This is a genomic window from Lysobacter enzymogenes (assembly GCF_017355525.1).
In the GTDB taxonomy this organism is placed as follows: domain Bacteria; phylum Pseudomonadota; class Gammaproteobacteria; order Xanthomonadales; family Xanthomonadaceae; genus Lysobacter; species Lysobacter enzymogenes_C.
The window spans coordinates 5,099,478-5,123,000 of the sequence record NZ_CP067395.1 but is presented as its reverse complement, the minus strand read 5'-3'; the positions used below and the strand labels follow the sequence as shown (position 1 = coordinate 5,123,000).

The 23,523-nt window shown below is 69.5% G+C and carries 20 protein-coding genes, 1 tRNA gene and 2 pseudogenes; 14 read left to right on the top strand and 9 right to left on the bottom strand.

Translation table 11 applies throughout. From position 1 onward, the window contains the following. Nucleotides 1-36: 36 nt before the first annotated feature. Nucleotides 37-396 (bottom strand): hypothetical protein, encoded by a 360-nt coding sequence (locus tag JHW38_RS21645; protein ID WP_207523356.1) that lies wholly within the window; start codon nucleotides 394-396, stop codon nucleotides 37-39. 452 nt (nucleotides 397-848) lie between these two features. Here JHW38_RS21645 and JHW38_RS21640 point away from each other — a divergent pair, with 452 nt between their 5' ends. Then, nucleotides 849-1,757, top strand: a complete 909-nt coding sequence (locus tag JHW38_RS21640) for a hypothetical protein (RefSeq protein ID WP_207523355.1) — start codon at nucleotides 849-851, stop codon at nucleotides 1,755-1,757. Further along, nucleotides 1,723-2,121 (top strand): hypothetical protein, encoded by a 399-nt coding sequence (locus tag JHW38_RS21635; protein WP_207523354.1) that lies wholly within the window; start codon nucleotides 1,723-1,725, stop codon nucleotides 2,119-2,121. Before JHW38_RS21640 ends, JHW38_RS21635 begins: the two co-directional genes overlap by 35 nt. 157 nt (nucleotides 2,122-2,278) lie before the next feature. Here JHW38_RS21635 and JHW38_RS21630 read toward each other — a convergent pair. Both JHW38_RS21630 and JHW38_RS21625 read right to left on the bottom strand, forming a co-directional pair. Continuing rightward, nucleotides 2,279-2,352: transfer RNA gene (locus tag JHW38_RS21630), tRNA-Gly, on the bottom strand. A gap of 269 nt (nucleotides 2,353-2,621) precedes the next feature. Then, complete coding sequence (locus JHW38_RS21625) at nucleotides 2,622-4,415, bottom strand: autotransporter outer membrane beta-barrel domain-containing protein (RefSeq protein WP_207526462.1); 1,794 nt, start codon at nucleotides 4,413-4,415, stop codon at nucleotides 2,622-2,624. 441 nt (nucleotides 4,416-4,856) lie between these two features. Here JHW38_RS21625 and thiS point away from each other — a divergent pair, with 441 nt between their 5' ends. Then, nucleotides 4,857-5,057 (top strand): sulfur carrier protein ThiS, encoded by a 201-nt coding sequence (thiS, locus tag JHW38_RS21620; RefSeq protein ID WP_207526461.1) that lies wholly within the window; start codon nucleotides 4,857-4,859, stop codon nucleotides 5,055-5,057. A gap of 173 nt (nucleotides 5,058-5,230) precedes the next feature. Here thiS and JHW38_RS21615 read toward each other — a convergent pair whose 3' ends face one another. The 3 genes from JHW38_RS21615 to JHW38_RS21605 form a co-directional block, all read right to left on the bottom strand. Further along, complete coding sequence (locus JHW38_RS21615; protein WP_242691029.1) at nucleotides 5,231-6,793, bottom strand: CehA/McbA family metallohydrolase; 1,563 nt, start codon at nucleotides 6,791-6,793, stop codon at nucleotides 5,231-5,233. Between the two features lie 209 nt (nucleotides 6,794-7,002). Then, a complete protein-coding gene (locus tag JHW38_RS21610; protein WP_242691027.1) occupies nucleotides 7,003-8,229 on the bottom strand; it encodes a phosphatidylinositol-specific phospholipase C1-like protein in 1,227 nt (408 codons plus the stop codon). 63 nt (nucleotides 8,230-8,292) lie between these two features. Beyond that, nucleotides 8,293-10,914 carry a TonB-dependent receptor gene (locus JHW38_RS21605; RefSeq protein ID WP_242691025.1) on the bottom strand — a complete coding sequence of 874 codons (2,622 nt, stop codon included), beginning with the start codon at nucleotides 10,912-10,914 and terminating at the stop codon, nucleotides 8,293-8,295. A 190-nt stretch (nucleotides 10,915-11,104) separates the two neighbouring features. Between JHW38_RS21605 and JHW38_RS26070 the strand changes: the two are divergent. From JHW38_RS26070 to JHW38_RS21590, 4 genes and pseudogenes are all read left to right on the top strand, one after another. Then, nucleotides 11,105-11,191 (top strand): annotated as a pseudogene (locus tag JHW38_RS26070) (DUF6053 domain-containing protein); the annotation flags it as partial. A gap of 117 nt (nucleotides 11,192-11,308) precedes the next feature. Then, nucleotides 11,309-12,103 carry a thiazole synthase gene (locus tag JHW38_RS21600; RefSeq protein WP_207523352.1) on the top strand — a complete coding sequence of 265 codons (795 nt, stop codon included), beginning with the start codon at nucleotides 11,309-11,311 and terminating at the stop codon, nucleotides 12,101-12,103. Further along, nucleotides 12,103-12,843, top strand: coding sequence for a tRNA (guanosine(46)-N7)-methyltransferase TrmB (trmB, locus tag JHW38_RS21595; RefSeq protein ID WP_207523351.1), 741 nt, complete (start codon nucleotides 12,103-12,105; stop codon nucleotides 12,841-12,843). The genes JHW38_RS21600 and trmB overlap by 1 nt, the downstream gene beginning before the upstream one ends. Nucleotides 12,844-12,975: 132 nt before the next feature. Continuing rightward, nucleotides 12,976-14,823, top strand: coding sequence for an SLC13 family permease (locus JHW38_RS21590; protein WP_207523350.1), 1,848 nt, complete (start codon nucleotides 12,976-12,978; stop codon nucleotides 14,821-14,823). A 198-nt stretch (nucleotides 14,824-15,021) separates the two neighbouring features. Here the strand turns inward: JHW38_RS21590 and JHW38_RS21585 are convergent, their stop codons facing one another. Next, on the bottom strand, nucleotides 15,022-15,402 hold the full coding sequence (locus JHW38_RS21585; RefSeq protein ID WP_207523349.1) for a Rieske (2Fe-2S) protein: 381 nt from the start codon (nucleotides 15,400-15,402) through the stop codon (nucleotides 15,022-15,024). 57 nt (nucleotides 15,403-15,459) lie between these two features. On the opposite strand from JHW38_RS21585, the gene JHW38_RS21580 reads away from it, so the two are divergent. The 6 genes from JHW38_RS21580 to JHW38_RS21555 all read left to right on the top strand — a co-directional run bounded on the left by JHW38_RS21580 (nucleotide 15,460) and on the right by JHW38_RS21555 (nucleotide 20,649). Next, nucleotides 15,460-15,798 (top strand): hypothetical protein, encoded by a 339-nt coding sequence (locus JHW38_RS21580; RefSeq protein WP_428995266.1) that lies wholly within the window; start codon nucleotides 15,460-15,462, stop codon nucleotides 15,796-15,798. A 4-nt stretch (nucleotides 15,799-15,802) separates the two neighbouring features. Beyond that, entirely contained in the window at nucleotides 15,803-16,531 is a 729-nt protein-coding gene (locus JHW38_RS21575; protein ID WP_207523348.1) for a fumarylacetoacetate hydrolase family protein, read from the top strand. A 79-nt stretch (nucleotides 16,532-16,610) separates the two neighbouring features. After that, the gene (gene mscL, locus JHW38_RS21570) at nucleotides 16,611-17,018 is read left to right on the top strand and encodes a large-conductance mechanosensitive channel protein MscL (RefSeq protein ID WP_207523347.1); all 408 of its coding nucleotides are present in this window, start codon (nucleotides 16,611-16,613) and stop codon (nucleotides 17,016-17,018) included. Nucleotides 17,019-17,031: 13 nt separating this feature from the next. Further along, complete coding sequence (locus tag JHW38_RS21565; protein WP_343225456.1) at nucleotides 17,032-17,451, top strand: ASCH domain-containing protein; 420 nt, start codon at nucleotides 17,032-17,034, stop codon at nucleotides 17,449-17,451. 397 nt (nucleotides 17,452-17,848) lie between these two features. Then, nucleotides 17,849-19,252: a M28 family peptidase gene (locus tag JHW38_RS21560; RefSeq protein ID WP_207526457.1), complete on the top strand. Its 1,404-nt coding sequence runs from the start codon at nucleotides 17,849-17,851 to the stop codon at nucleotides 19,250-19,252. A gap of 653 nt (nucleotides 19,253-19,905) precedes the next feature. After that, nucleotides 19,906-20,649, top strand: a complete 744-nt coding sequence (locus tag JHW38_RS21555) for a hypothetical protein (protein ID WP_207523345.1) — start codon at nucleotides 19,906-19,908, stop codon at nucleotides 20,647-20,649. A gap of 611 nt (nucleotides 20,650-21,260) precedes the next feature. Here the strand turns inward: JHW38_RS21555 and JHW38_RS26065 are convergent. Further along, nucleotides 21,261-21,986, bottom strand: a pseudogene (locus JHW38_RS26065) (TrmH family RNA methyltransferase); the annotation flags it as partial. 406 nt (nucleotides 21,987-22,392) lie between these two features. Beyond that, the gene (locus tag JHW38_RS21545; protein WP_207523344.1) at nucleotides 22,393-22,950 is read right to left on the bottom strand and encodes a GNAT family N-acetyltransferase; all 558 of its coding nucleotides are present in this window, start codon (nucleotides 22,948-22,950) and stop codon (nucleotides 22,393-22,395) included. A 237-nt stretch (nucleotides 22,951-23,187) separates the two neighbouring features. Here JHW38_RS21545 and JHW38_RS21540 point away from each other — a divergent pair, with 237 nt between their 5' ends. Then, nucleotides 23,188-23,496, top strand: a complete 309-nt coding sequence (locus JHW38_RS21540) for a peptidyl-tRNA hydrolase (protein WP_207523343.1) — start codon at nucleotides 23,188-23,190, stop codon at nucleotides 23,494-23,496. The last annotated feature ends 27 nt before the right edge of the window (nucleotides 23,497-23,523 follow it).

Here is a 23,523-nt window from a genome sequence, read left to right as displayed (position 1 = left end):
GCGGCTCCCCGCGCGCCGAGGCGGCGCGGAATCGGCTCAGTAGTCGTCGGTGACGACCGTGTAGTAAGGCTTGGCGAAGACCCAGTCGCCCTTGGTCGCGCAGGTCTTGCCGTCGTCGGCGAAGAACAGGCCGATGTTGGGCCGGTTCGGGCTGGACTGCGCGGACAGCAGCAGGGAATACAAGGCTCGGCAGTTCGCGTCCTCATTCATCGAGCACACCACCCATACCAGCCCGGTGGTGTTGAGCCGGATGAACACCCCAGGCTTGTCGCCATTGCCCATGCCGAGCTCATCCAGCTTGCCCCAGCACGAGTAAGCCGCGAAGGCCGGAGTCGCAGCCTGGGTCAACGCCAGGCCGAGCGCGAACAAGGAGGTTTTTACGAGCTTGGTTTTCATGGCCGGTTCCTCGAAAGCGAAGTGGATGGCCGATGCCCAGGGCGCGCTGCGCCGATCTGGAATCGGTCCGGGGCCAGCCTCATCGAGAATCGCGCAGGCGAGTTATCCGCTGCGTCCCGCTTTGTTGTCGTCGCGTCCTGCTGCGATGGCGCCGCGATGGATCGCATCCGCTACCGACGACGCCGCACGACAGGCCGAGCCACCAGCGATCCCGGGCTGCGATCGAGGCGACGGCAGATGCCGGGTTTTTCTCCGTCTGCGCTAAGCCCGAACCTCGGACCGCCAAGTCTTGAATGGATTCGGAGTGCCACGAGACGCCCAAAACGAAAATATCCACCGCGATCCATGGCAGGCCATGACCCCGAACTGCGTTGTCATGGATGACCGGCTCCCCATCGAGCCGGCGAACCGACGCGCGTCCAGCGCGATCCATCGATCACAGGGGGTGATGTATGGGAATTCTCAGGGCGCGCGCCTATCCGACCCAACTGTTCTTCAACCTCGCCGACCACACCTACGTGGAATGCGGCAGCGGCGGCAGGGCGTGGGGTTGCTGGGGCGGCAAGACCGGCGGGCGCATGCTGCGCGAAGGGGAAGGCAGCACCCGGCGCGCCGACGCCATCGCCGGCTACAAAGAACGCGGGGGCATTACCTGTTACCTGGTCAACGGCGTCTGCCATCAGGCCGCCAACCGGGTGTTGTTTCCGGCCGCGATCACCGTCGCCGGCGCGCGCGGTTACTCGCTGTCGAGCCTGGCTTTCGGCGTCTACGGCCGCCCGCGCGGTCCGCTGGGCAGGTGCTCGGCGCCGTTCGACCAACACCCCGGCGTGACCGGCGATCTGGACGAATGCCTGCAAGGGCCGCGCGAGGATTACCAGGAACCTGGCGACGAGGAAGAAGCCGAGGGCGAGCAAGCGCCGCCGGATTGCGAAGACGACGACTACATGGCGCAAGTCCGGGCGCTGTACCAGGACCGCTTCCAGCGCGCGCTCGACGACGAAGCCGACGCCTACGGATTCCAGATGGAGCATTTCGCCTTGTTCGTGCAGCACAAGGAACGCATCACGCAGTTGTCGTTGCAACGCGCCGAACGCGAGGGGCTGTTCGCCGCGCGCAGCGATTTCGAACAGAACCGCATCGACGCCGAGCGGGCCTTCGCCGCCACGCGCGACGCACTGGCCTTCGTCGCGGCCTTCGACGCACTGACCTTGCAGTTGCAGGACGATCTCGCCGAAACCTTGAGCGAGGAGAATTACCGCTACTTGCTTGACCTTTCCCCGGAAGAGCGCATCGTGTTGGCGGACCCCGACATCGTGGCGGTGGCGTATGACCTCGACCTCGCAGGACCGGCGGCTACCTGATTTCGGGCCGAAACTGACCCGGGACGAATACGAGCGCCGCATCGTCGCGCTGCACGACGGCGCGGCGCCGATGCCGAGCGAAGACGAGGAACGCCGCACGCGGCGCGGCGAGCTCGATTTGCTGATCGACTATCGGCTCGGACAGCGCTTTCCGGATTCGCGCCGGGAAGCGCTTTGGCAGGCGCAGCAAAGCCTGGACAAGCGGCGGCTGTGGCATTTGCTGGCGGGTGTCGTCGCGCATCCGACCGATCCGTCGGCGGGCGTGGCCAAGGCGCAGGTGCGGGCGTTCGCCGGGGTGCTCGATCCGGTCGAGCTTGGCGCGCTGTTGGAGTTGTCCGCCGAGGAGTTGCAGCGCCTGCGTTGAGCCCACGCCGCGCCGACGCTGCCGCTTGCTTGGTTCGCGTCCGCATCGGTCCGACGCGCGGATAGGCCCGAACCCTTCGACGGAAGCGTTCTGAGCGGCGATGGCGTTCGCAGGAAGCCCGTTCTTGCCCGGCGCCTTGCGCGCCGTCGGGAAAAGATGGAGCGGGTGATGGGAATCGAACCCACGCTAGCAGCTTGGGAAGCTGCAGTTCTACCATTGAACTACACCCGCGTCGGGTCGAAGTCTATGACGCGGCGGCGCGGGAGGCAAATCGGTGCGGCATGGGCGGTCCCGTTCTGATCGGAAGACGCCGGGTCTGAAGGCCCTCCCCCACGAGCATCCGGCCTTGACGCTTGTGCGAGAGGGCCTTCAGGCCCGACGCTGTCGATTCCGGTCGCCGCAAACACCGGCGCAAAAAGAAACCGGGCCTCACAGCCCGGTTTCCGTATCGCTTGCTTCACGATCGAACGCCGACGGCCGCAAAGGCCGCCGCGCCGGCTTCAGAACCCGCCGCCGACCTGCGCGAACACCGTGGTGTTGTTGCCGCCGTCCTGGTTGAAGGTGACGCTGGCGCCGAGGTTGGCGTCCAGGCCGAACAGCTTGGTCCGCGCGCCGAACAGGAAGGTGCCGTAGTCCTGGTCGAACTCGCGGTTCTTGACCGAGTACCAGCCGAGGTTGCCGACGGTCTGCAGGCGCGCCTGCGCGTTCTTCGGCGCGTCTTCGAACTCGCGGTCCATGGTCAGGCGCGCGTACGGGCGGAAGCTTTCGCTGTAGGTGTAGTTGACCTGGTAACCGATGCTGCCGATCAGCGAGTCGAAGCTCTGGTCCGGGTAGGCCAGCGAGGTCGACAGGGTCGGATCGCTTTCCTTGAAGCCGTCGACGTCGATGCGCTGGGCGACCACGCCGATCACCGGGCCGTGGCGCAGGGCTTCGCCGAACTCGTAGCCGGCGTTGAGCGCGGCGGTGACGTTCTTGCCGTCGGCCGAGCCGCTGTGGGTGCGCGTGGCCGGGCCGAGGTTGACCTTGCGGTCGATGTCGAAGTCCAGCTTGGTGTAGCTCAGCTGGCCGTTGACCCAGGCGCGTTCGCCGTACCAGCCGATGAAGCCGCCGATGCTGGTGTCCTTCTGGTCGAAGCTGCCGTTGCGCAGGCCGAAGTCCTGCTTCTGCTGGCCGTAGCCGAGGAAGGCGCCGAACACCAGGTTGCCGCTCGTCCAGTCGACGCCGCCGGTCAGGGCCGGGCCGGCGCCGTCGTAGACATCGCCGTGGCCATAGCGCTGGAAGTCGCCGCGCACGCTGCTCCACCAGCGCATGCCCTCGCCGTCGCCGCGTTCGGCGTGGCCGGCGACCTGCTCGGCGCGGGCGCGGCCGGTCATCGAGGCCGAGTTCGGCAGCAGGGCGATGAAGCGCGGGGCTTCGAGCACCGAGATCGCGTAGTCGGCGAGGATCTGGTGCGAACGGCTCGACGGGTGCACGCCGTCGGCGAAGGCGTAGGAATTCGGCGCGTCCGGCGAGGCGTAGGTCAGCGGGCTGCAGGTCACCGAGGACGCGGTGATCTGCGGGTTGCAGCCGGTGCCGGTGACGTTGCTGATGCCGAACGGCGCCGGGTTGTTGACCACTTCGCGGATCAGGTTGTAGGTGTCCAGCGGAATCACCCGCAGGCCGGCCGCGGCGATGCCGTTGTAGAGCGCGTTGTTGTAGGTGGTGGCGAGCTGGCTGCCGGCCGCCATCTGCGCCGGGCCGCCGGCGCGGAACTGCGGGGTCGAGCCGAGGTCGGGAATGTTCGGCACCAGGATGTATTCGGCGCCGGCGTTGCGCAGCGCGCCGATCACGCCGATCTGGGCGGTGACCGCATTGCCGATGGTGGCCTGCGCCGGCGCGCCGCCGGCGACCGCGAACAGGTCGTTGGCGCCGCCCCACACGGTGTACAGCGCGTTGGGATCGGCGCGGCCGCCGTTGGCGGCGAGGTACTTGGTGGTCTGGGTCGCCAGCGAGTCGATCGGGCCGAGCGCGCCGCTGGTGTTGGTGCCGGTGCGCGCGCCGCCGACGGCGTAGTTGGTGCCGCCCTGGTTGTCGCTGTTGGCGTTGGTGCCGTAGTAGTCGGCCAGCCATTCCGACCAGACCAGGCCCGGGTTGGTGGTGAAGCGGCCGATCAGCGCGCCGTTCGGGCCCACCGCCTGGATCAGCGCCGGGCGGAAGTGGCCCGAGTCGGTGAGGCTGTCGCCGATGAACACGGTCTGCGAATAAGGGCCGCCGGCGAAGGCCGGAGCGGCGGCCAGCGCCAGGGCGGCGGCCAGCGCGGTACGAGCGGTTTTCATCAATGGACTTCCTTGCTGAGGACGAGCGGTGGCGGCGCCCGCGGCCCGGGGTCGGGCGCGAACGCCGAAAGGTCTGCCTGCGACGGACATACGCTGGCGGATGGCGCGAATCGAAACACGCGGGCGGCGAGCCTGGCAAGGCGCAGCGCGGCAAAGCCGCGGATGCGCGCCGGGCTCCCCGGCGCGGGATTATGCGCCCAAGGCGGCGGGCGTACCGGGGCCGGAGGTCACGCCGCGGGCTGCGGCGTTTGTTGCCGGGCTTGGCGTTTTCGGGCGCGGGCGGCGGCGGCGAGGTTCGCGGTGCGGCCGTCGCGGCGGCGCAAACGCGCGCCCGGCAAGGCGTTCGCGGACGTGGGCGGCGGCGCGGGCGGCGTTGGCCCCGCGCTGGCCGCGGCGCGGCGCAGCGGCGACAATGCCGGCATGAATATTTTGCTCAATGGCGAAGCGCGCGCCCTGGCCGCGCCGGTCACCGTCGACCAACTGCTCGCGGCCGAAGGCCTCGGCGAACGGCGGGTGGCGGTGGAGATCAACGGCGAGATCGTGCCGCGCGGGCGGCATGCGCAGACGGCGCTGGCCGATGGCGACAAGGTCGAGATCGTGCATGCGTTGGGTGGGGGTTGAGGCCCGCGGTCTGCGCGGGTGTGCGGCTGCGATGACGCGTTCGAGGTAGTTGCGGTGTCGCGGTCGCGGCTCGCGCCGCTCCTACATCGGCTCCATGTAGGAGCGGCGCGAGCCGCGACCGCGACACCACGCTTACGACGCATCCATTCCCGCGCCGCGCAGACGCAACACCCTCAACGCCAGTTGAAGTAAACCGGATTCCCCATCAGTGCCAACCGCCCCTGCGCATCGCGCACGTCGATGCGCAACCAATGCCGGCGGCCGTCGCTGGGCCACTGGAATTCGAACGACTGCTGCGCCGCGCTGACCTGCGGCTGCGCGATCAGATCGCTGCGCACGCCGTCGACGATCGTCTCCACCCGTCCGCCCGCGAGGTTGCGCACCTGCGCGGACACCCGCGCGCGTTCGCCCGCAGCGACCGCCAATTCGCCGCCCATCGCCGCCTCGCGGCCGCCGTGCGCTGCGCGCACTTCCAGCAACCGGTCGCGGCTGCCGAACGCGTCGACGAAGACGTTGCCCTCGCGCAGCCCCTGCAGAATCCCCGCTTCCGACAGTTCGCGCGCATGCACCACCGTGGTCGGCCGGCCGATCCGGCTGGGGCCGAACGGTTCTTCGGCCGCGGTCGGCGCGTCGTGGTTATCGCTGCCGCCGACGCCGGTCAGGCGATGGCCGGCGTCGAGCTGACGCTGCCAGAACGCGATGCCCGAGCCCGGCGTGTCGGCGTCGCCGCCGTTGATCGCTTCGACCATGCCGACCCGGTTCAGATCGGCGGCCGGCGCCGGCGTCCAGCCGCAGCCCATGCAGCGCTCGTCGGACGGGCGGATCGGATGGTTGATCGACACCAACAGGCCGCGCCGCTGCATTTCGCCGAGCACCGCGTTCCAGTCCGGCACCGCGGCGCTGCCGACGCGGAAGTCGACCGGCGCGCGCACGCCGAAGACGTTGGCGTGGCCCTGGAAGGTGGTGATCTCCATGCCGGGGATCAGCAACAGGCGGTCGAAATGCGGTTGCAGTTCGCGCAGCGCCGGCAGATGCGAGACGGTGTTGTGTTCGGTGACCGCGACGAAGTCCAGGCCGGCGTTCGCCGCGGCGCGCGCGGTCAGGTACAGCGGACACGGCGCGCGCGCGCCGCTCTGGGTCGCGCAGTTGCCGTCGCTGTGGGCGCTGTGCATGTGCAGGTCGCCGCGGTACCAGCCGGGTTCGGCGCGCAGCGGCGCGCGCTGTTCCTGCGGTATCGCATCGGGCTGCGCGGCGGGGACCAGGCGGATGCGCGCGGTGTAGGCGGCGCTGCGGCCGGCGCGGATGTTGGGGATGCCGAGCAGCAGCTTCCACTCGCCGGGCGCCAGCGCGCCGGGCGAATACGAGGCGGTGGCGTCGGCCGCGGCGACGGTGAAGCGGCGCTTGTTGCCGCCGCTCCAGCCGCGGAAACCGTCGCGGCCGAGGAATTCGCCGGGGCCGATCAGGCCGAGGTCGATGGTGGTCTTGTCGGTGCGGTCGTAGTCGAACTCGACTTCGATGCGGGCGGTGGCGGCGGGGACCTGGAACGGGAGTTCGCGGTAGGTTTGATTGTCGGCGCCGGTGATGCGGCCTCGCAGGACTATGTCGGTGGCGGCGTGAGGCTCGGGATGTATGCGTGCAGAAGCACTGGATGCGCTGTCCGGCCGTGCGAATGCGGGCGCCGCGATCAACGCGGCCAGCAGTGCGATCGCTGCGAAGCGTGTAGTCGCTCGCAGCAAAAGACCGCGCCCTCCCCCACCCGACCCGCGCCACTGTCCACCGTCATTCCCGCGAACGCGGGAATCCAGAGACTTCAGAGTCATGCCGCGATGAAGCCCTGGACTCCCGCCTTCGCGGGAATGACGGCTGAGACGACGCGGGTGAATCGGCAGGTCGGTACTCATCGGCAACTCGTTGGCAAGCATCGGCAACTCGGTGAAACCCGCCCTCAGTCGTGCTTCTCCGGCGCCTCGACCGCGCGCCGATCGCAACGGCTCTGCGCCCGCACCGGATTGCACCGCACCACTTCGCTGCGCGGGAACGTCACCCGGTAGCGGCTGAACCGCAGGTCGGGCTTCGGATAATCCGTCGAGATGAACTGCGCGCCGCTGGCGAAAGCCGCCTCGCGCCGGCGCGGATCGTTGCGGCGCGATTCCACGGTGTCGGCATCGGCGCGGGTGCGCACCAGGAAGCCGGCCTGCACCGCCTTGCGGATGCGCTCGCCGTCGGCGATCGGATCGTTGATCGTCAGGTACGCCGCGTCCGGCGAGGTTTCGTCGCCGTTGACGAACATCGCCCGGCCCTGCAGCGAACGCCGCGCGCCGCGGTACAGCGCGACCTTGCGCGGCTCCTCGTCGAGCGCGAACAGGATTTTGCCGCGCGACGCCCCGATCCGCGGCCAGCCGCCGGCCACCACCGCTTCGCGCAAGCTCGCGGCCTTGCCGCGCACATCGTCGGGGGTAATCAACTCGTCGGCCGGGAACACCGAGCGCACTTCGGCGTCGAGCGCATCGAAGGCCTTGCCGTCGAACGCCAGCGGCGCGACCGCGCCGGGGCCGCCGCGGCCGTCCTTGGCGTTGATCAGGATCAGGATCGGCGCGTGCTGCGGATGCTGGCGCGACCATGCGCGGATCTGCTGCAGGCACTCGACGAACAGCATGCACTGGCTGCGGAAGTCGATATCGGCCAGATGCATGACCTTGAACCCCGGCCGCGCCATCTGCGCGGCCACGCCCGGCGGCCACGGCCCGGCTTCGCCGTAGCCTTGGCGCAAGGCGCCGGGCGGATGCGCGTAACGGCCGCCCTTGGGGTCGTAGTACACGTCGAGCTCGAGCTGGCGCATGCCGAGTTCGAGCTGTTCGTGCAGCGGCGCGTGGGCGTAGTCGAGCGAATCCGCGCCGACGGCGTCGCGGGCGCGGTGCGCGGCCAGTTCCTCGGCCGGAATCGCGCGCTTGTAGCTGTTGTGGGTGCCGATGGCCTGGACGTCGGCGAGGCTCAGGTTGCGGTCGATCCAGGCCTCGGCGCAATCCGGCCCGGCCTGCGCGGCGTCGGGCGCGCCGAGCTTGCAGGCCGGGTCCACGGGCCGCGGCGCGGCCGGTTCGTCGTGCGCGCGCGCCGCGCCCGCCAGCGCGCAGCACAGTCCCAACGACAGCATCGGCAACATCCAGGACTTCATCTCACCGCTCTCCGCTTCGAAACCCGGCACGATACGCCGGCAACGCGCTGCGCGCCGCAACCATCAGAACTTGTACATCAGCGCCGCGCGATAGCCGCGCCCGAGCAACGGCCGGGCGATGAAGGTGTTGGCGCCGGCATCGGCGCTTTGCAGCTCGCCGGCGCGCGGGTTGCCTTCGGTCAGGCCGAGCGAATTGGTCAGGTTGTCGGCGTACAGGAACAGGCTCAGCCCCGGCGCGAACTCGTAGCGCGCGCTGGCGTTGACGACGTGGTACGACGGCAGCCGCACCGAGTTGGCGGTGTCGACGTAGCGCTCGCCCTCGTGTTCGTACGACACCTGCAGGCGCAGCTTGTCGTCGAGCAGGTTCAGGCCCGGCACCACCCGGAAGCTGGTCTTGGGCACGCGGATCAGCTGGTTGTCGACGAAGTCGCGCAGCACCGGCGCGCCGTTGACCAGTTCGGTGTAGCGCAGGCCCTTGTACTTGGGGTCCTGGATCGTCGCGGTCATCTGCAGGTCGAACCAGCTTACCGGGGTCCAGAAGCCTTCCAGCTCCAGCCCGGTGGTCTTGGTGTCGGCGTAGCCCTGCTGCACGGTCGAGGCGCCGTTGCCGAGGTTGAACACGTAGTTGCTGAAGCCGACGTTGTCGTATTTGGTGTAGAACAAGGTCGCGAACAGGTCGAACTGCTCGTTGCTGAACTTGTAGCCGATCTCGCCGAGGTCCATCGTCTGGGTCACCGGACGGCCGTTCGGGTCGTTGACGCAGGCGGCGAGCTTGGCCAGATCGCAGTTGGAATACTTGGTGATGTAGCTCGACAGGCTCGGCAGGCGAAACGCCGGCGTCCAGCGCGCGAACACGCCCTGAAGCGGGTCGAACTGCCAGTTGGCGCCGACGGTCCAGCCGATCTTGTCGAACTTCTGGTCGTAGTCGACGAACACGCCCGAGCCGGTGAGGATCTGCGAAGTCGCCGGCGTGCCGAGGTTGACCTGCTTGCGCACTTCGGTCCAACCCTTGACCTTGACCTGCTCCCAACGCACGCCGGCGTCGATGCGCAGCCGGTCGTTGACCTGCCATTCGTCCGACAGGTACACGGCTTGCGTGGTCGAGCGGCCGCTGGCGTTCTCCCACTCGTAGCCGTAGCGGTACACACCCTTGTCGGTCAGCGTCTTCAACGGCCGGCCGGCGGCGTCGACCGCGACCAGGTCCAGCAAGCGCGCGTTGTCGCGCACATCGGTCAGCACGTTCGACGAATAGCGGTCGAAGTCCTGGTCGAACTGCGCGTAGTAGTACCCGAGCGTGACATCGTGGCTCTGCCCGCCGAATTCGAAGCGGCGCATCAGCCGGGTGTCGCTGATGAGTTCGTTGACCGGCATGGTGACGCCGCGCAGGCCGGCGATGGTCATCAGGCCGTTGCCGTTCTGGTTGGCCGGGTCGAACACCTGGTTCGGCGCGTCGACGTAGCGCAGCTGCGCGCCGGCCGCGCCGGGCACCGAGGCGATCAGCTTCTTGACCGCCGCGTCGTTGAAGAACTTGGCGCCGCTTTGCAGGGTCAGCGGGAACACGCCGTTGCGCTGGGTCCGGGTTTCGCTGTAACGCAGCGACTGGGCCAGCTTGAAGCCGGCGCCGAGCTCGTAGTCGAACTTGACCGTGTACTGGTCGCGCTTGACCTGGGTGCCGAGCGAGTTGTCGAAGTCGTACAGGCTGCCGTCGCCCTGGATCATGCCGATGCGGCGGGTTTCCGGGCCGGCCAGGGTGCCGTCGTTGGCGTCGAAGCCGGGCACGCCGCGGATCTTGCCGTCGGCGTAGCTGCGCATCGGGATGCCGAGGTACAGCGCGACCTTGTCGTCCACGCGCTTGTAGTCGAAGCTGAAATTGCCGCGTTCGAACGCGCGCGACAGGTTGATGCGGTACTGGCCGCCGTCGTTGGCCGGATAGCCCGGATCGCGCAGGCCGTCGTCGGTGCGCCAGAAGCCGCCGAGGCCGAGCTTCCAGCCGCCGCCGATCGGCGTGCCGAAAAACAGGTCGTAGCGGGTCAGGCCGTAGTCGCCGACGGTCAGTTTGGCCACGCCTTCGGCGTGGTCGCCGACCGTGCGCGGGATGAAGTTGATCGCGCCGGCCGGGGCGTTGGAATAGAACACCGAGGAAGGACCGCCGCGCACCACTTCGACGCGTTCGATGGTTTCGTCGAGGCGGAAGGCCTGATCGCCGTTGAGATAGCCCAGCGCCGGATCGTGCTGCACCGGAATGCCGTCTTCGAGCAGGGTCACCGAGCCGAAGCCGTCGACCGGAATGCCGCGCGCGCGGATGTTGCCGCTGGCTTCGCCGCCGCTGGCCTCGACCCAGAAGCCGGGCACCGACTTCATCGCTTCGGTCACCGAGGTCGGCGCCTGCATGCGCAGGCGGTCTTCTTCGATCGCGGTGATCGAGTAGCTGGTCTCGGCCTTGCTGCGCTGGCGGATGCCGGAGCGGCCGGTGACGACGACTTTGTCGAGGTCAACCGCCGAGGACTTCGCCTCGCCGGCCGACGCCAAGGCAGACGCTGCGGAGAACTCGCCCGCCCCGGCGCCCGCGGCCGAAGCCGGAGCCGCCTGCTGAGCCTGGGCGACGGTCGAAAAACCGAGAGAAACGAAGCTGGCGGCCAGGGCGATGCGGATCGCCCGGGCGAGCGGTCGGGAATGAGTGGTCATGGCGGGGCGGCTGGATTCGGAGGGAAGGGAGCGCTGCCGTCGGTTCCGTCCGAAGCCGTGCGTGGCGCCCGGCAGCCGCGAAGAATGCTGAACGCCGCTGCTTAAAGATTCGTGACACGCGACGCGCTATTGCCGCCAGATCCGGTCAAGTCGGGCGCCGCCGGCCGCTTCCGGGCACGCCTCAGCGGTTGTGGGAGGACTTCAGCCCCCGACGCTTTGCTCTGGCTCCGCGTCGATCCGGCGCAAGAGCGTCGGGGCTGAAGCCCCTCCCACAGCGGCAGATGGGGCAGAAACCTCTGCCAGCGGGGCGAAAACCTGTTCCCGTCAGCCTTGCGGCCTGAGGCCCGCGCCCTCCGCCTCCCACGGCCCGCCCCCCATCGGCCATAATTGCGCGATGACTGACACCGCCTTCTCCGATCCGCTGGTCATCGCCGGCAAGACCTACCGTTCGCGCCTGCTCACCGGCACCGGCAAGTTCAAGGACCTGACCGAAACCCGCCTGGCCACCGAGGCCGCCGCGGCCGAAATCGTCACCGTCGCGATCCGCCGCACCAACATCGGCCAGAACCCCGGCGAGCCGAACCTGCTCGACGTGCTGCCGCCGGACCGCTACACCCTGCTGCCGAACACCGCCGGCTGCTACACCGCCGACGACGCGGTGCGCACCTGCCGGCTGGCGCGCGAACTGCTCGACGGCCACAAACTGGTGAAGCTCGAGGTGCTCGGCGACCAGCGCACCCTGTTCCCCGACGTGGTCCAGACCCTGGCCGCGGCCGAAACCCTGGTCAAGGACGGCTTCGACGTCATGGTCTACACCTCCGACGACCCGATCCTGGCCAAGCGCCTGGAGGAAATCGGCTGCGTCGCGGTGATGCCGCTGGCCGCGCCGATCGGCTCGGGCCTGGGCGTGCAGAACAAGTACAACCTGCTGGAAATCGTCGAGAACGCCAAGGTGCCGATCATCGTCGACGCCGGCGTCGGCACCGCCTCGGACGCGGCCATCGCGATGGAGCTGGGCTGCCACGGCGTGCTGATGAACACCGCCATCGCCGGCGCGCGCGATCCGATCCTGATGGCGCACGCGATGAAGCTCGCGGTCGAAGCCGGCCGCGCCGCGTTCAAGGCCGGGCGCATCCCGCGCAAGCGCTACGCCAGCGCGTCGAGCCCGGTGGACGGATTGATCGGCTGATGACCGACCCGTTCTCCAGCGACGGCCACAAGGCGCCGCCGAAACCGTTCACGATCGAGGAAGGCCGCCGCCAGGTGCGCAGCTTCGTGCTGCGCCAGGGCCGCTTCACCCCGGCCCAGCAGCGCGCGTTCGACGAGCTGTGGCCGCGCTTCGGCATCGATTACCAGGGCGCGCCGCGCGACTTCGATGCGATCTTCGGCCGCCAGGCCAAGCGCGTGCTGGAAATCGGCTTCGGCAACGGCGAGGCGCTGCGCTACGCCGCGCAGCACTACCGCGACCGCGATCTGATCGGCATCGAAGTCCACGCCCCCGGCGTGGGCCGGCTGCTGAACGCTCTGGCCGAGGACGGCAGCGATCACGTGAAGCTCTACCACCACGACGCGGTCGAAGTGCTGAACCACGAAGTCGCCGACGGCAGCCTCGACGAGGTCCGCATCTACTTCCCGGACCCGTGGCACAAGAAGCGCCACAACAAGCGCCGCCTGGTCCAGCCGGCGTTCGCCGAGCTGCTGGTGCGCAAGCTCGCGCCGGACGGACGCTTGCACCTGGCCACCGATTGGCAGGACTATGCCGAACAGATGTGGGACGTCCTGGACGCGACCAGGGGGCTCGCCAACCGCGCAGGTCCGCGCGGCAGCGTGCCGCGACCGGAATGGCGCCCGCAGACGCACTTCGAGACCCGCGGCCAGAAGCTCGGCCACGGCGTCTGGGACCTGCTGTACGACAGAAGCCGGGATTAGGGATTCGGGATTGGAGATTCGAATGCGGGCCGAAGCGCTACCGCTGAGCATCACCGGAACCGAACGCCGCGCGCCCGGTCGCGTCGGCCGCAGTCGCGAATCCCGAATCCCCAATCCCCACTCCCGCTCCTGATGGACACCTCCCTCGCGCTCACCACCGACATGATGCTGGTGCTCGGGCTGGTGGTGTTCACGATGGCGATGTTCCTGTTCGAGCGCGTGCGCGCCGACGTGGTCGCGCTGGTGGTGCTGGTGCTGCTGGGCCTGTCGGGCCTGGTCGAGCCGGACGAACTGTTCAACGGCTTCTCCGGCAACGCGGTCATCAGCATCATCGCGACCATGATCCTCGGCGCCGGCCTCGACCGCACCGGCGCGCTGAACCGCCTGGCCGGCTGGCTGCTGCGGCGCGCGCACGGGGTCGAGCAGCGCCTGCTGCTGCTGACCACCGCGGTCGCCGGGCTCAATTCCTCGTTCATGCAGAACCCGTCGGTGATGGCGCTGTACATGCCGGTCGCCGCGCGCCTGTCCTCGCGCACCGGCCTGTCGCTGCCGCGGCTGCTGCTGCCGATCGCCGCGGCCATCGTCATGGGCGGCGCGCTGACCATGGTCGGCAACTCGCCGCTGATCCTGCTCAACGACTTGCTGCTCAACGCCAACAGCAACCTGCCCTCAGGCGCGGCGACCATCGAGCCGCTGAAGATGTTCGCGCCGCTGCCGATCGGCATCGCTTTGCTGGCCGCGTCGCTGGCGTATTTCCATTTCTTCGGCGACAAGCTGCTGCGCGACGACAGCGACAAGGGCGCCACGCCGGCGCGCACACAAAGCTATTTCGCCAAGGCCTACGGCATCGACGGCGACGTCTACGAACTCACCGTCACCGCCGACAGCCCGCTGGTCGGCATGTCGCTCGGCGAAGCCGAAACCCTGCGCGGCGCGCCGCTGCTGCTGGCGCTCAAGAGCGACAACGACTCGCGCCTGGCGCCGCCGGCCGACACCCGCATCTGGGTCGGCAGCGTGCTCGGCGCGATGGGGCCCAAGCAGCAGGTCGCCGACTTCGCCCAGAACCACTTCCTGCGCCTGTCCTCGCGCCTGCGCAACTTCGCCGACCTGTTCAATCCCAGCCGCGCCGGCATTTCCGAAGCGGTGGTGCCGGCGACCTCGGGCTATATCGGCAAGACCGCCGGCGACCTGCACCTGCGCAAGCAATCCGGCCTGAGCCTGCTGGCGATCAACCGCGACAAGACCGTGCTGCGCGACAACGTGCGCGCGGTGCCGATGCGCGCCGGCGACATGCTGGTGTTCCACAGCATCTGGACCGACCTGGCCAGCGCCGCGGCGAGCAAGGACTTGGTCGTGGTCACCGACTACCCCAAGGGCGAGCAGCGCCCGCACAAGCTCAAGATCGCGCTGGCGATCTTCGCCGTGGCGATGCTGCTGGCGCTGTCCTCGCGCCTGCCGGTGTCGATCGCGCTGATGACCGGCGTGGTCGGCATGCTGATCACCGGCGTCATCAACATCGACGAGGCCTACTCGGCGATCAACTGGAAGACCGTGTTCCTGATGGCCTGCCTGATTCCGTTGGGGTGGGCGATGGATTCCAGCGGCGCGGCGGCGTGGATCGCGGGGCACAGTATCGAGCGATTGCCGCAGGGGACGCCGGTCTGGCTGTTGGAGATATTGGTCGGGCTTCTGACGACTGCCTTTTCTTTGGTCATCAGCCACGTCGGCGCGACGATCGTGGTGGTGCCGCTCGCCGTCAACCTCGCGCTCGCGGCCGGCGGCAATCCGACCGCGTTCGCGCTGATCGTGGCCTTGTCGGCGTCGAACAACTTCATGACCGCGTCGAATCCGGTGATCTCGATGATTTCCGGGCCGGCCGGCTACAGCGGCAAGGAGCTGTGGAAGATCGGCGGGCCGCTGTCGTTGATCTATACCGTGGTGACGGTGTTGATGATCAATGTGCTGTATTGGGGGAAGTAACCAGCGACGAAGCGGCCTGGGCCACCTGTAGGAGCGGCGCGAGCCGCGACCGCGACAACGAAACACCCGCGCAAGCCCGATGCGGCCAAGCGCGCGGCCACTCAACAAATCGGAGACGGCGGCCGGACTTCCTGCGTCCGCAGGCGCCCCATTCCCGCAGTCGCGGCTCGCGCTGCTCCTACAGGGAGCCCAGGCGGTTTACGCCAGCCAGACTCCGCCGTCGCGCACATCGACCGCCACCGCCCGCAACGCCTCGCCGCGACACGGCCCGGCCACGCACTCGCCGCCGCCCAGCTCGAAGCTGGCCCCATGCGCCGCGCACACCAGCAGCCCGTCCTTGCTCTTGAGAAATTGCCCGGGGGCCCAATCCAGTCTGCGACCGGCGTGCGGGCAGATGTTGAGCCAGGCGCGCACGGCGTCGCCGTCGCGGTACAGCAGCACGGACTCGGCGTCGCCGTCGATGGTCGCCTCGACCTCGGCGAAACCGCCGTCGGCCAGGCGCTCGAATGCGATCAAAGGTTCACCGCCGGGGCCGTTGCCGCCGGGCGCGTTTAACGAAGTTCTCACACTATCGTTCATGCCTGGAACGATACTCACCTGTCCGGCCCAGGCCGCATTGTCTCACGACGACCGAAAATGTTCGCCCAAACCTTCCGATTCGCCGATCAACGTTCGCAATGGACTGCGTTCCAGTCGCGCATGCGCAGCGCTTTCGAGCCGCGCAAGCCGCGTCACCGCCTCCTGCGTTTCGTGCTCGGCGTGATCGGGCTGGGCCTGCTCGCGCTGCTGGTGTTCTTCAGCGTGTTCGTCGGCGCGGCGATGATCGCGGTCGGCTTGGCGTACAGGCTATGGCGCCGCCGTGGCAAACCGATGACGGCGCGGGCCAAGGGCCGCGCCGACGTGGTCGAAGGCGAGTTCCGCGTGGTCGCGCCGCGCGCGCTGCCGCGCGACCGCAACGCCGACGCGGCGCGCTGAGCGCATGAGCGACGTCGTCGCGGCCGCGCCGGCCATCCGCATCCCCGTCCGCGGCCAGGGCCTGGCCGCCGATGCCGCCTTCCCGGTCCATCGCGTCTATTGCGTCGGCCGCAACTTCGCCGACCACGCCCGCGAGATGGGCGCGGCGGTGCCGACCTCGGCCGCCGACCGCGGCCGTCCGACCTTCTTCCTCAAACCGACCGATTCGCTGGAAACCGGCGCAGCCGTGCCGTACCCGCCGGGCACCAGCGACCTGCACCACGAGGTCGAGCTGGTGGTCGCGCTGGGCCGCGACGCGCCCGCGGGCGTGCTGCCGGTCGGCGACGCGCAGGCGCTGGTGTACGGCTACGCGGTCGGCCTCGACCTGACCCGCCGCGACCTGCAGGCCCAGGCCAAGGCGAAGGGCCTGCCGTGGGACACCGGCAAGTCGTTCGACCACGCCGCGCCGATCAGCGCAATCGTGCCGGCCGCCGACGTCGGCGAGCTCGGCGCGCGCACGCTCAGCCTGGAAGTCAACGGCGAACTGCGCCAGCAAGGCACGCTCGACGACCTGGTCTGGAACGTCGCCGAAATCCTGCACGAGCTCTCGCAGCTCTACGCGCTGCGCGCCGGCGACCTGATCTACATGGGCACTCCGGCCGGCGTCGCCGCGCTGCAACCGGGCGACCGCTACCGGGCGACGCTGGAAGGCGTGGCCGAACTGCACGGACACATCACCCCGCCCCGGCTATAGTCCGGCCCCGGCGCCCGGCCTTGAAGCAGAGCCGGCGCCGTTCACCGTCCTTACAGTCGTAAACCAGGGAGAGCATGCGATGGGCATGGTTAGCGAGTTCAAAGAGTTCATTGCGCGCGGCAACGTGGTCGATCTGGCCGTCGGTGTGGTCATCGGCGCGGCGTTCGGCAAGATCGTCACTGCCCTGGTCGACGGCATCGTGATGCCGGCCATCGGCTACGTCACCGGCGGAGTCAGCGTCAGCGACTGGAAGTACGTGCTCAAGCCCTCGCAGCTGGACGCGGCGGGCAAGGAAGTGGCGGCGGAAGTGGCGATCAAGTACGGCATGTTCCTGCAGACCGCGATCGACTTCATCCTGATCGCGTTCGTGATCTTCATCTTCCTCAAGGCCTACAACAAGGTGCGCAAGCCGGCCGACGCGGCGCCGGCGGCGACGCCGGAAGACGTGCTGCTGCTGCGCGAGATCCGCGATTCGCTGAAGAAGTAAGCGCGCCGCGGGTATCCTTCGAAGGCCGCCACCTCGTGGCGGCCTTCTTCGTTTCCGAGCCGGCGACGCCGCCGAACTGGCGGCGCTGGTGCTGGCCGGGACCAAGCGCGCCACCGCTTCGCTGGCGCGCGACTACCCGGACGACGGCCTGCCGCGGCCGGGCGATCATGTCGTGGTCGTCGACGGCGAAGACCGGCCGTGCTGCATCTGGCGCACGCTGCAGATCGAGATCAAGCCGATGCGCGAAGTCGACGCGGCGTTCGCCTGGGACGAGGGCGAAGGCGACCGCAGCCGCGAGGATTGGCTGCGCGGGCATCGCGAGTATTTCCAGGCGCAGGCGCAGCGCGAAGGGTTCGGGTTCGACGACGGCATCGCGGTGGTGTTCGAGCGGTTCGGGCTGGTGTGGCCGGCGGAGCTCGCCGACGCGGGTTGATCGTGCGGATGCCAACCGGCGCCGGCGATGGATTGTCGTGGTCGCGGCTCGCGCCGCTCCCGCAGTGAGCATCCGCGAATGCCACCTGGGCCGACTGTAGGAGCGGCGCGAGCCGCGACCACGACAATCGGCCGACTGCGCAGCCACTGAACCGACAGATCCGGCAAACCTGCACGCCTCCGCTTCGCCGCGCCCGCCATCCGATCGCAGGCGCGCATCGGCGCGAAGCAAACCACGCTACACCCAGCGACAAATATCCCGCGACCCGGGGGTGACTTTCCTCAGGTAGCGCGCCGGTTCCGGGTTGTTAAGCTCCTCGTTTCGCCTAGCCGCGCGACCTTCCGCGCGGCCGGCCAGCACGAGGAGAGTGGGGATGCGCGCACCGCTGTGGGCAGCGATGGCTGCCGTGATGTTCACGGGTTCGATCCTGGCCGGCGACGCCGCGGCCGCACAGCGCGAAACGCGCATCCCGCAAGCCGCCATCGACGCCGCCGGCGAGTTGCGCGAACGCGCATTGGCCAGCGACCTGGGCTTCAAGATCACCGAATCGCTGACCACCGAAGTCGGCCCGCGCCTGGCCGGCAGCGAAGCCGATGCGCGCGCGGTGGCGTGGGCGCAGGCCAAGTTCCGCGAGCTGGGTTTCGACAAGGTCTGGACCGAGCCGGTGACGTTTCCGAAGTGGGAACGCCGCAGCGAACACGCCGAAGTGCTCGGCGCCAGCGCCCAGCCGCTGCGCCTGACCGCGCTCGGCGGCAGCCCCGGCGGCACGGTCGAGGGCGAGGTCGTGCGCTTCGCCGATCTGGCCGCGCTGGAGGCCGCGCCGGCCGGTTCGCTGGCCGGCAAGATCGCCTTCATCGACTACGCCATGCCGCGCGCCAAAGACGGCGCCGGCTACGGCCCGGGCGGACGCGTGCGCAGCCGCGGCCCGTCGGCGGCGATCCGCGCCGGCGCCGCCGGTTTCCTGATGCGTTCGGCCGGCACCGACTCGCACCGCATGCCGCACACCGGCATCACCCGCTTCGACGAGGGCCTCAAGCCGGTGCCGTCGGCGGCGCTGTCGGCGCCCGACGCCGAGCAGCTCTCGCGCCTGACCGCGCGCGGCGCCACCCGCGTGCGCGTGGCGCTGGACTGCGGCTGGGACGGACAGGCCACCTCGTACAACGTCATCGGCGAGATCCGCGGCAAGAGCAAGCCCGAGGAAGTGGTGGTCATCGGCGGCCATCTGGATTCGTGGGACCAGGGCACCGGCGCGATCGACGACGGCGCCGGCGTCGGCCTGACCATGGCCGCGGCCAAGCTGATCGGCCAGAGCAAGCTGCGCCCCGCGCGCACGGTGCGGGTGATCGCGTTCGCCAACGAGGAACAGGGCCTGTACGGCGGCCGCGCTTACGCCGACAAGCACGCGGCCGATGTGCGCAAGCACCAGATCGGCGCGGAGAGCGACTTCGGTGCCGGCCGCATCTACGCCTACTCCAGCTCGGCGCCGGATTACGCGCAGGCCGCCGACAAGCAGATCGCCGACGCGCTGGCGCCGCTGGGCATCGAGCACACGCCCGGCAAGGGCGGCCCGGGCCCGGACATCGGCCCGTTCGCGGCCAAGGGCCTGGCCTGGGCGCGGCTGGCGCAGGACGGCACCGACTATTTCGACTACCACCACACGCCCGACGACACCCTCGACAAGATCGACCCGAAGGCCTTGGCGCAGAACGTCGCGGCGTACGCGGTGTTCGCCTATCTGGCCGCTTCGGCCGACGGCGACTTCGGCAGCACGCCGAAGCAGGTGACGCCGCCGGAGGAGTGAGACGGCGGCTGCGGGGATCCGCAGACTTCGGCGCTCTGCCTCGATGAAGCCCTGGGTTCCCGCGTTCGCGGGAACGACGATAGGAGGGTTGCACCGCGCCTCTCCCAGACCGTCATCCCCGCGAACGCGGGGATCCAGAGACTTCAGCGCCCTGCCTCGATAAAGCCCTGGATTCCCGCGTTCGCGGGAACGACGACAGGAGGGTTGCACCTCGCCCCTCCCAGACCGTCATCCCCGCGAACGCGGGGATCCAGAGACTTCAGCGTTCTGCCTCGATGAAGCCCTGGGTTCCCGCGTTCGCGGGAACGACGACAGAAGGGTTGCACCTCGACCCTCCCAGACCGTCATCCCCGCGAACGCGGGGATCCAGAGGCTTCAGCGCCCTGCCTCGACGACGCCCTGAATGTTCGGCTTCGCCGAAATAAACGCGCAGCCCGCGTTCGCGGGCACGACCGCAGTCGGCCCGCGCCGCGCCGAAACCGCTTCGCGCAACGCTCCACCCGCGCATCCGTGAACGCCGCGCATCGGCGCCGCGCGCTCAAACCGGAAACGTCCTCACGCTTTGTCGCGCCGCGCCTGCCCTGTCCGCGCGCTGGTTTGCGTTATTTCGAAAACAGCGCGCCCGCCGGCCGCACTCCGGATCCGCACCGACGATGACCGACGCCCATCACGCCGACGCCGAACGCAGCCCCAGCGGCGATGGCGCGGACACGGCACCGCCTTCGCCGGAGCGCGCGCTGCTGACGCTGTGGAGCGCGCTGCGCGAGGCCACCCTCGCCCTCGGCGAACAGGCGCTGACCCAGCAGAACGAAGCGGCGCTGCGCGCCGACGCGGTCGTCGCCGCCGGCGTCGGCCGGCTCAAGGACCAGTTGTCCAAAGCGCCTCCGCCGAAAGACCCGCACCACGTCCATCTGTCCACGGCCGGCGACGGCCCGCACGCCTCGGAGGCCACCATGAGCGAAAACACCGACAACGACGATGCCGGCGCCGCGCCGAACGGCAATCCCGGCGATCGCCCGAACGCCGCGCCGCCGCGCAACGGCGCCGACGCCGCGCCGCTGGAGCCGGAGGAACTGCTGGAACGGCTGCGCGCCGCGCTCGCCGGCCACGGCGGCGAGCCGTACCAGTACGGCGGCATCAACCAGCAGATCGAATCGGCGGTCAAACAATCCAACGAAGCCGTGCTGGCCGCGGCCGGCGAGTTCGCTTACGGCCACCGCGCCGCCACCGACGCGTTCGCCGCCGGTCTGCGCAACGTGTCCGATGCGCAGCATCGGCAGAACTTGCAGACGCTGCAGGCGGCGGCGTTGGCGGTGTGTCTGGACGCGATGCTGAAGCAGCCGGATCAGGCCGACGAGTACGCGGGGTTGCTTGAGGCGATCAAGCACATCGTGTGAATCGCGAAAGCGGGAACAGGGAATGGATAGGACGCGAGTTCCGCTCCACAAGCCGTCATCCCCGCGAAGGCGGGGATCCAGAGCTTTCAGAGCCATGCCTGGGTAAAGCCCTGGATTCCCGCGTTCGCGGGAATGACATCAGGTGAGTTGCGTCGCGTCTGTTCGAGCCGTCATCCCCGCGAAGGCGGGGATCCAGAGACTTCAGAGTCATGCCTGGGTAAAGCCCTGGATTCCCGCGTTCGCGGGAATGACATCAGGTGGGTTACGTCGCGTCTGTTCGAGCCGTCATCCCCGCGAAGGCAGGGGTTCAGAGACTTCAGAGTCATGCCTGGGTAAAGCCTTGGATTCCCGCGTTCGCGGGAATGACATCAGGTGGGTTACGTCGCGTCTGTTCGAGCCTTCATCCCCGCGAAGGCGGGGATCCAGAGACTTCAGAGTCATGCCTGGGTAGAGCCCTGGATTCCCGCGTTCGCGGGCATGACATCAGGTGGGTTACGTTGCGTCTGTTCCAGCCGTCATCCCCGCGAAAGCGGGGATCCAGAGACTTCAGAGCCATGCCTCGATAAAGCCCTGGAGTTCCCGCATTCGCGCAACCGACGGTAGGCCCGCACTCAACGCCGCGCGCGCCACGCCGCCAACAGCACCGCCGTCGCCGCCGCGACGTTGAGGCTCTCGACTTGCCCGGTGCCCGGAATCGACAAACGCCGGTCGCAGGCCCCCGCCAGTTCGCGGTCCATGCCCTCGCCTTCGGCGCCGAGCACGTAGATCAGGCGCGGCGGCAACGGTGCGGCGAATACGTCTTCGCCGCCGGCGACGACCGTCGCGGCCAGTTCGAAGCCGGCGCCGCGCAATTGCGCGATGGCGTTGTCGCTGCGGCCCAGCCGCACCATCGGCACCGCTTCGGCGCCGCCTTCGGCGACGCGCGCGGCGGCGCCGGACAAGGCCAGGGTCGAGTCCTTCGGCAACAGCACCGCGGCCACGCCGAAGTGCGCGGCCGAGCGCAGGATCGCGCCGAGGTTGTGCGGGTTGCCGACGCCGTCGAGCCACAGCGCCAGCTGCGGGCCGGGCGGCAGGTCGCGCAGCCAGGTCGACAGCGGCGCGGGCTCGTCGCGCAGCACCTCGGCCACCACGCCTTCGTGGTGGCCGCTGGCGGCGAGCTTGTCCAGGTCGGACGTCTCGACCACGCGGTAACCGACCCGGTTGGCGACGCACCAGGCCAGCATCGGCTGCAGTTGCGGAATCCGCGGCGCGTCCAGGTACAGCTTGCGCAGCGCCTGCGGCCGCCGCGCGAACACCGCGCGCACCGCGTTCAATCCGTACAGGCGAAGCTCGGCGTCGCGACGGGCGCGCTGCGGATGCGGCGCGCCCGGACCTCGGTCGCCCTGGTCGTCGTCTTCGTCGGCGCGGCGGTGGCCGCGCTCGTGACGCTCGTGGCGGCCGTCGCGAAAGCGCTGCTCGTGCGCGTCCTCGTCGTGGCGCGAACGCTGGACCCGGCGCTCGTCGCGCGAGTGCGGGTGATGCGAACCGCCGCGTTCGCGCCACGGGCCCGGGCCTTCGCCGCGGCCGGCGGGATCGCCCGAACCGCCCGAGCCGCCGGGCCCACGCGGTTCGCCCGAACCGCTGCGGCCGCCGGCACCATAAGGACCGCCCGCGCCGCCGGCATGGCCGCGGCCGCCGGAACCGTAGGGGCCGCCCGGACCGCCGGCGCCGCCCTGCGGCTTGCGCGGACCGCGCGGAGGATCGTCACGTCGCATCTTGCAGGCTCCTTCTCACCTTCGCGAACACACGCAGGTCGTGGACGCGGCCGTGCTTGTACACGGCGCAGCGCTGCACGCCCTCTTCTTCGAAACCGTTCTTCAACAACACCCGCGCCGACGCCGGATTCTCGTCCAGCACCGTCGCGTGCAACCGGTACAACGCCAACTGCCGCATCGCCCACGGCGCGAACGCGGCGACCACCCGGGTCATCAGGCCGGCGCCCCACAGCGGGCGGCCGAGCCAGTAACCGAACTCGGCGCCGTGGACGCGTTCGCCGCGCCCCGGATGCGCGCCGATGCCGCCGACCGCGCGGCCGCCGACTTCGATCGCGAACACCGGATGGGCGAAATCGACCACCTGGCCCTGCAGGAAACGCTCGCCGTCCTGGCGCGTGTACGGGTACGGGAAGCGATCGCTGAGCCCGCGCGACACCTCGGCGTTGTCGGCGTATTCGACCAGGCTGTCGAGGTCGTCGCCGCGCCACGGGCGCAGCGCGAAGCCCGCGCCTTGCGGCAACACGGGGGTGGCGGGGTCGGCGTTCATGCGGGTAGCCTAATTTCGCCGCCGCCGCGCTGCAAACGCCGGATCGGTCGGCTTGCGGTGCAGGCCCCGGCGCCGCCGTCCGGGCCGGCCGCGACGGCGCGCGGGTTCCGCGCCGCCGCCGCCCTGCGTACGACGAGCGCGCGCCCCGCCGTCGCGGCCGCGGACGCTGCGCGGCGCCCGACCGTTCGGGCCGCGAACCGCCCCTCTCCCGCCCTCAACGCATGGAACGCCCGCTTTATGAAGATGTACATCCTGGTCCGCGACGACATCCCCCTGGGCTTCGCCATGGTCGCCGTCGCCCACGCCTCGCTCGCCGCTTACCTGAAGTTCCGCGACGCCCCGGACACGCAGCGCTGGCTCGACGGCCCGTTCTTCAAGGCCGTGTGCAAGGCCAACGCCAAGGAATTCGAGAACGCCAAGCAGGTCGAGGACCACGTGGTGCTGACCGAATCGGCGCTGGACGGGCGCGAAGTCGCCATCGCGTTCAGGCCGCGCGAGGAGTGGCCGAAGATGTTCAAGTTCCTGCGCTTGTACAAAGACGCGTGAAGCGTGGGTGGCCCCCTGTAGGAGCGG

Coding starts and splice junctions, on each gene's coding strand:
- JHW38_RS21540 (WP_207523343.1), top strand. CDS start 23,188: ATGAAGATGTACATCCTGGTCCGCGACGACATCCCCCTGGGCTTCGCC.
- JHW38_RS21560 (WP_207526457.1), top strand. CDS start 17,849: ATGGCTGCCGTGATGTTCACGGGTTCGATCCTGGCCGGCGACGCCGCG.
- JHW38_RS21600 (WP_207523352.1), top strand. CDS start 11,309: ATGACTGACACCGCCTTCTCCGATCCGCTGGTCATCGCCGGCAAGACC.
- JHW38_RS21575 (WP_207523348.1), top strand. CDS start 15,803: ATGAGCGACGTCGTCGCGGCCGCGCCGGCCATCCGCATCCCCGTCCGC.
- JHW38_RS21580 (WP_428995266.1), top strand. CDS start 15,460: ATGTTCGCCCAAACCTTCCGATTCGCCGATCAACGTTCGCAATGGACT.
- JHW38_RS21555 (WP_207523345.1), top strand. CDS start 19,906: ATGACCGACGCCCATCACGCCGACGCCGAACGCAGCCCCAGCGGCGAT.
- JHW38_RS21640 (WP_207523355.1), top strand. CDS start 849: ATGGGAATTCTCAGGGCGCGCGCCTATCCGACCCAACTGTTCTTCAAC.
- JHW38_RS21635 (WP_207523354.1), top strand. CDS start 1,723: ATGACCTCGACCTCGCAGGACCGGCGGCTACCTGATTTCGGGCCGAAA.
- JHW38_RS21585 (WP_207523349.1), bottom strand. CDS start 15,402: ATGAACGATAGTGTGAGAACTTCGTTAAACGCGCCCGGCGGCAACGGC.
- mscL (WP_207523347.1), top strand. CDS start 16,611: ATGGGCATGGTTAGCGAGTTCAAAGAGTTCATTGCGCGCGGCAACGTG.
- JHW38_RS21610 (WP_242691027.1), bottom strand. CDS start 8,229: ATGAAGTCCTGGATGTTGCCGATGCTGTCGTTGGGACTGTGCTGCGCG.
- JHW38_RS21605 (WP_242691025.1), bottom strand. CDS start 10,914: ATGACCACTCATTCCCGACCGCTCGCCCGGGCGATCCGCATCGCCCTG.
- thiS (WP_207526461.1), top strand. CDS start 4,857: ATGAATATTTTGCTCAATGGCGAAGCGCGCGCCCTGGCCGCGCCGGTC.
- JHW38_RS21645 (WP_207523356.1), bottom strand. CDS start 396: ATGAAAACCAAGCTCGTAAAAACCTCCTTGTTCGCGCTCGGCCTGGCG.
- JHW38_RS21545 (WP_207523344.1), bottom strand. CDS start 22,950: ATGAACGCCGACCCCGCCACCCCCGTGTTGCCGCAAGGCGCGGGCTTC.
- JHW38_RS21590 (WP_207523350.1), top strand. CDS start 12,976: ATGGACACCTCCCTCGCGCTCACCACCGACATGATGCTGGTGCTCGGG.
- trmB (WP_207523351.1), top strand. CDS start 12,103: ATGACCGACCCGTTCTCCAGCGACGGCCACAAGGCGCCGCCGAAACCG.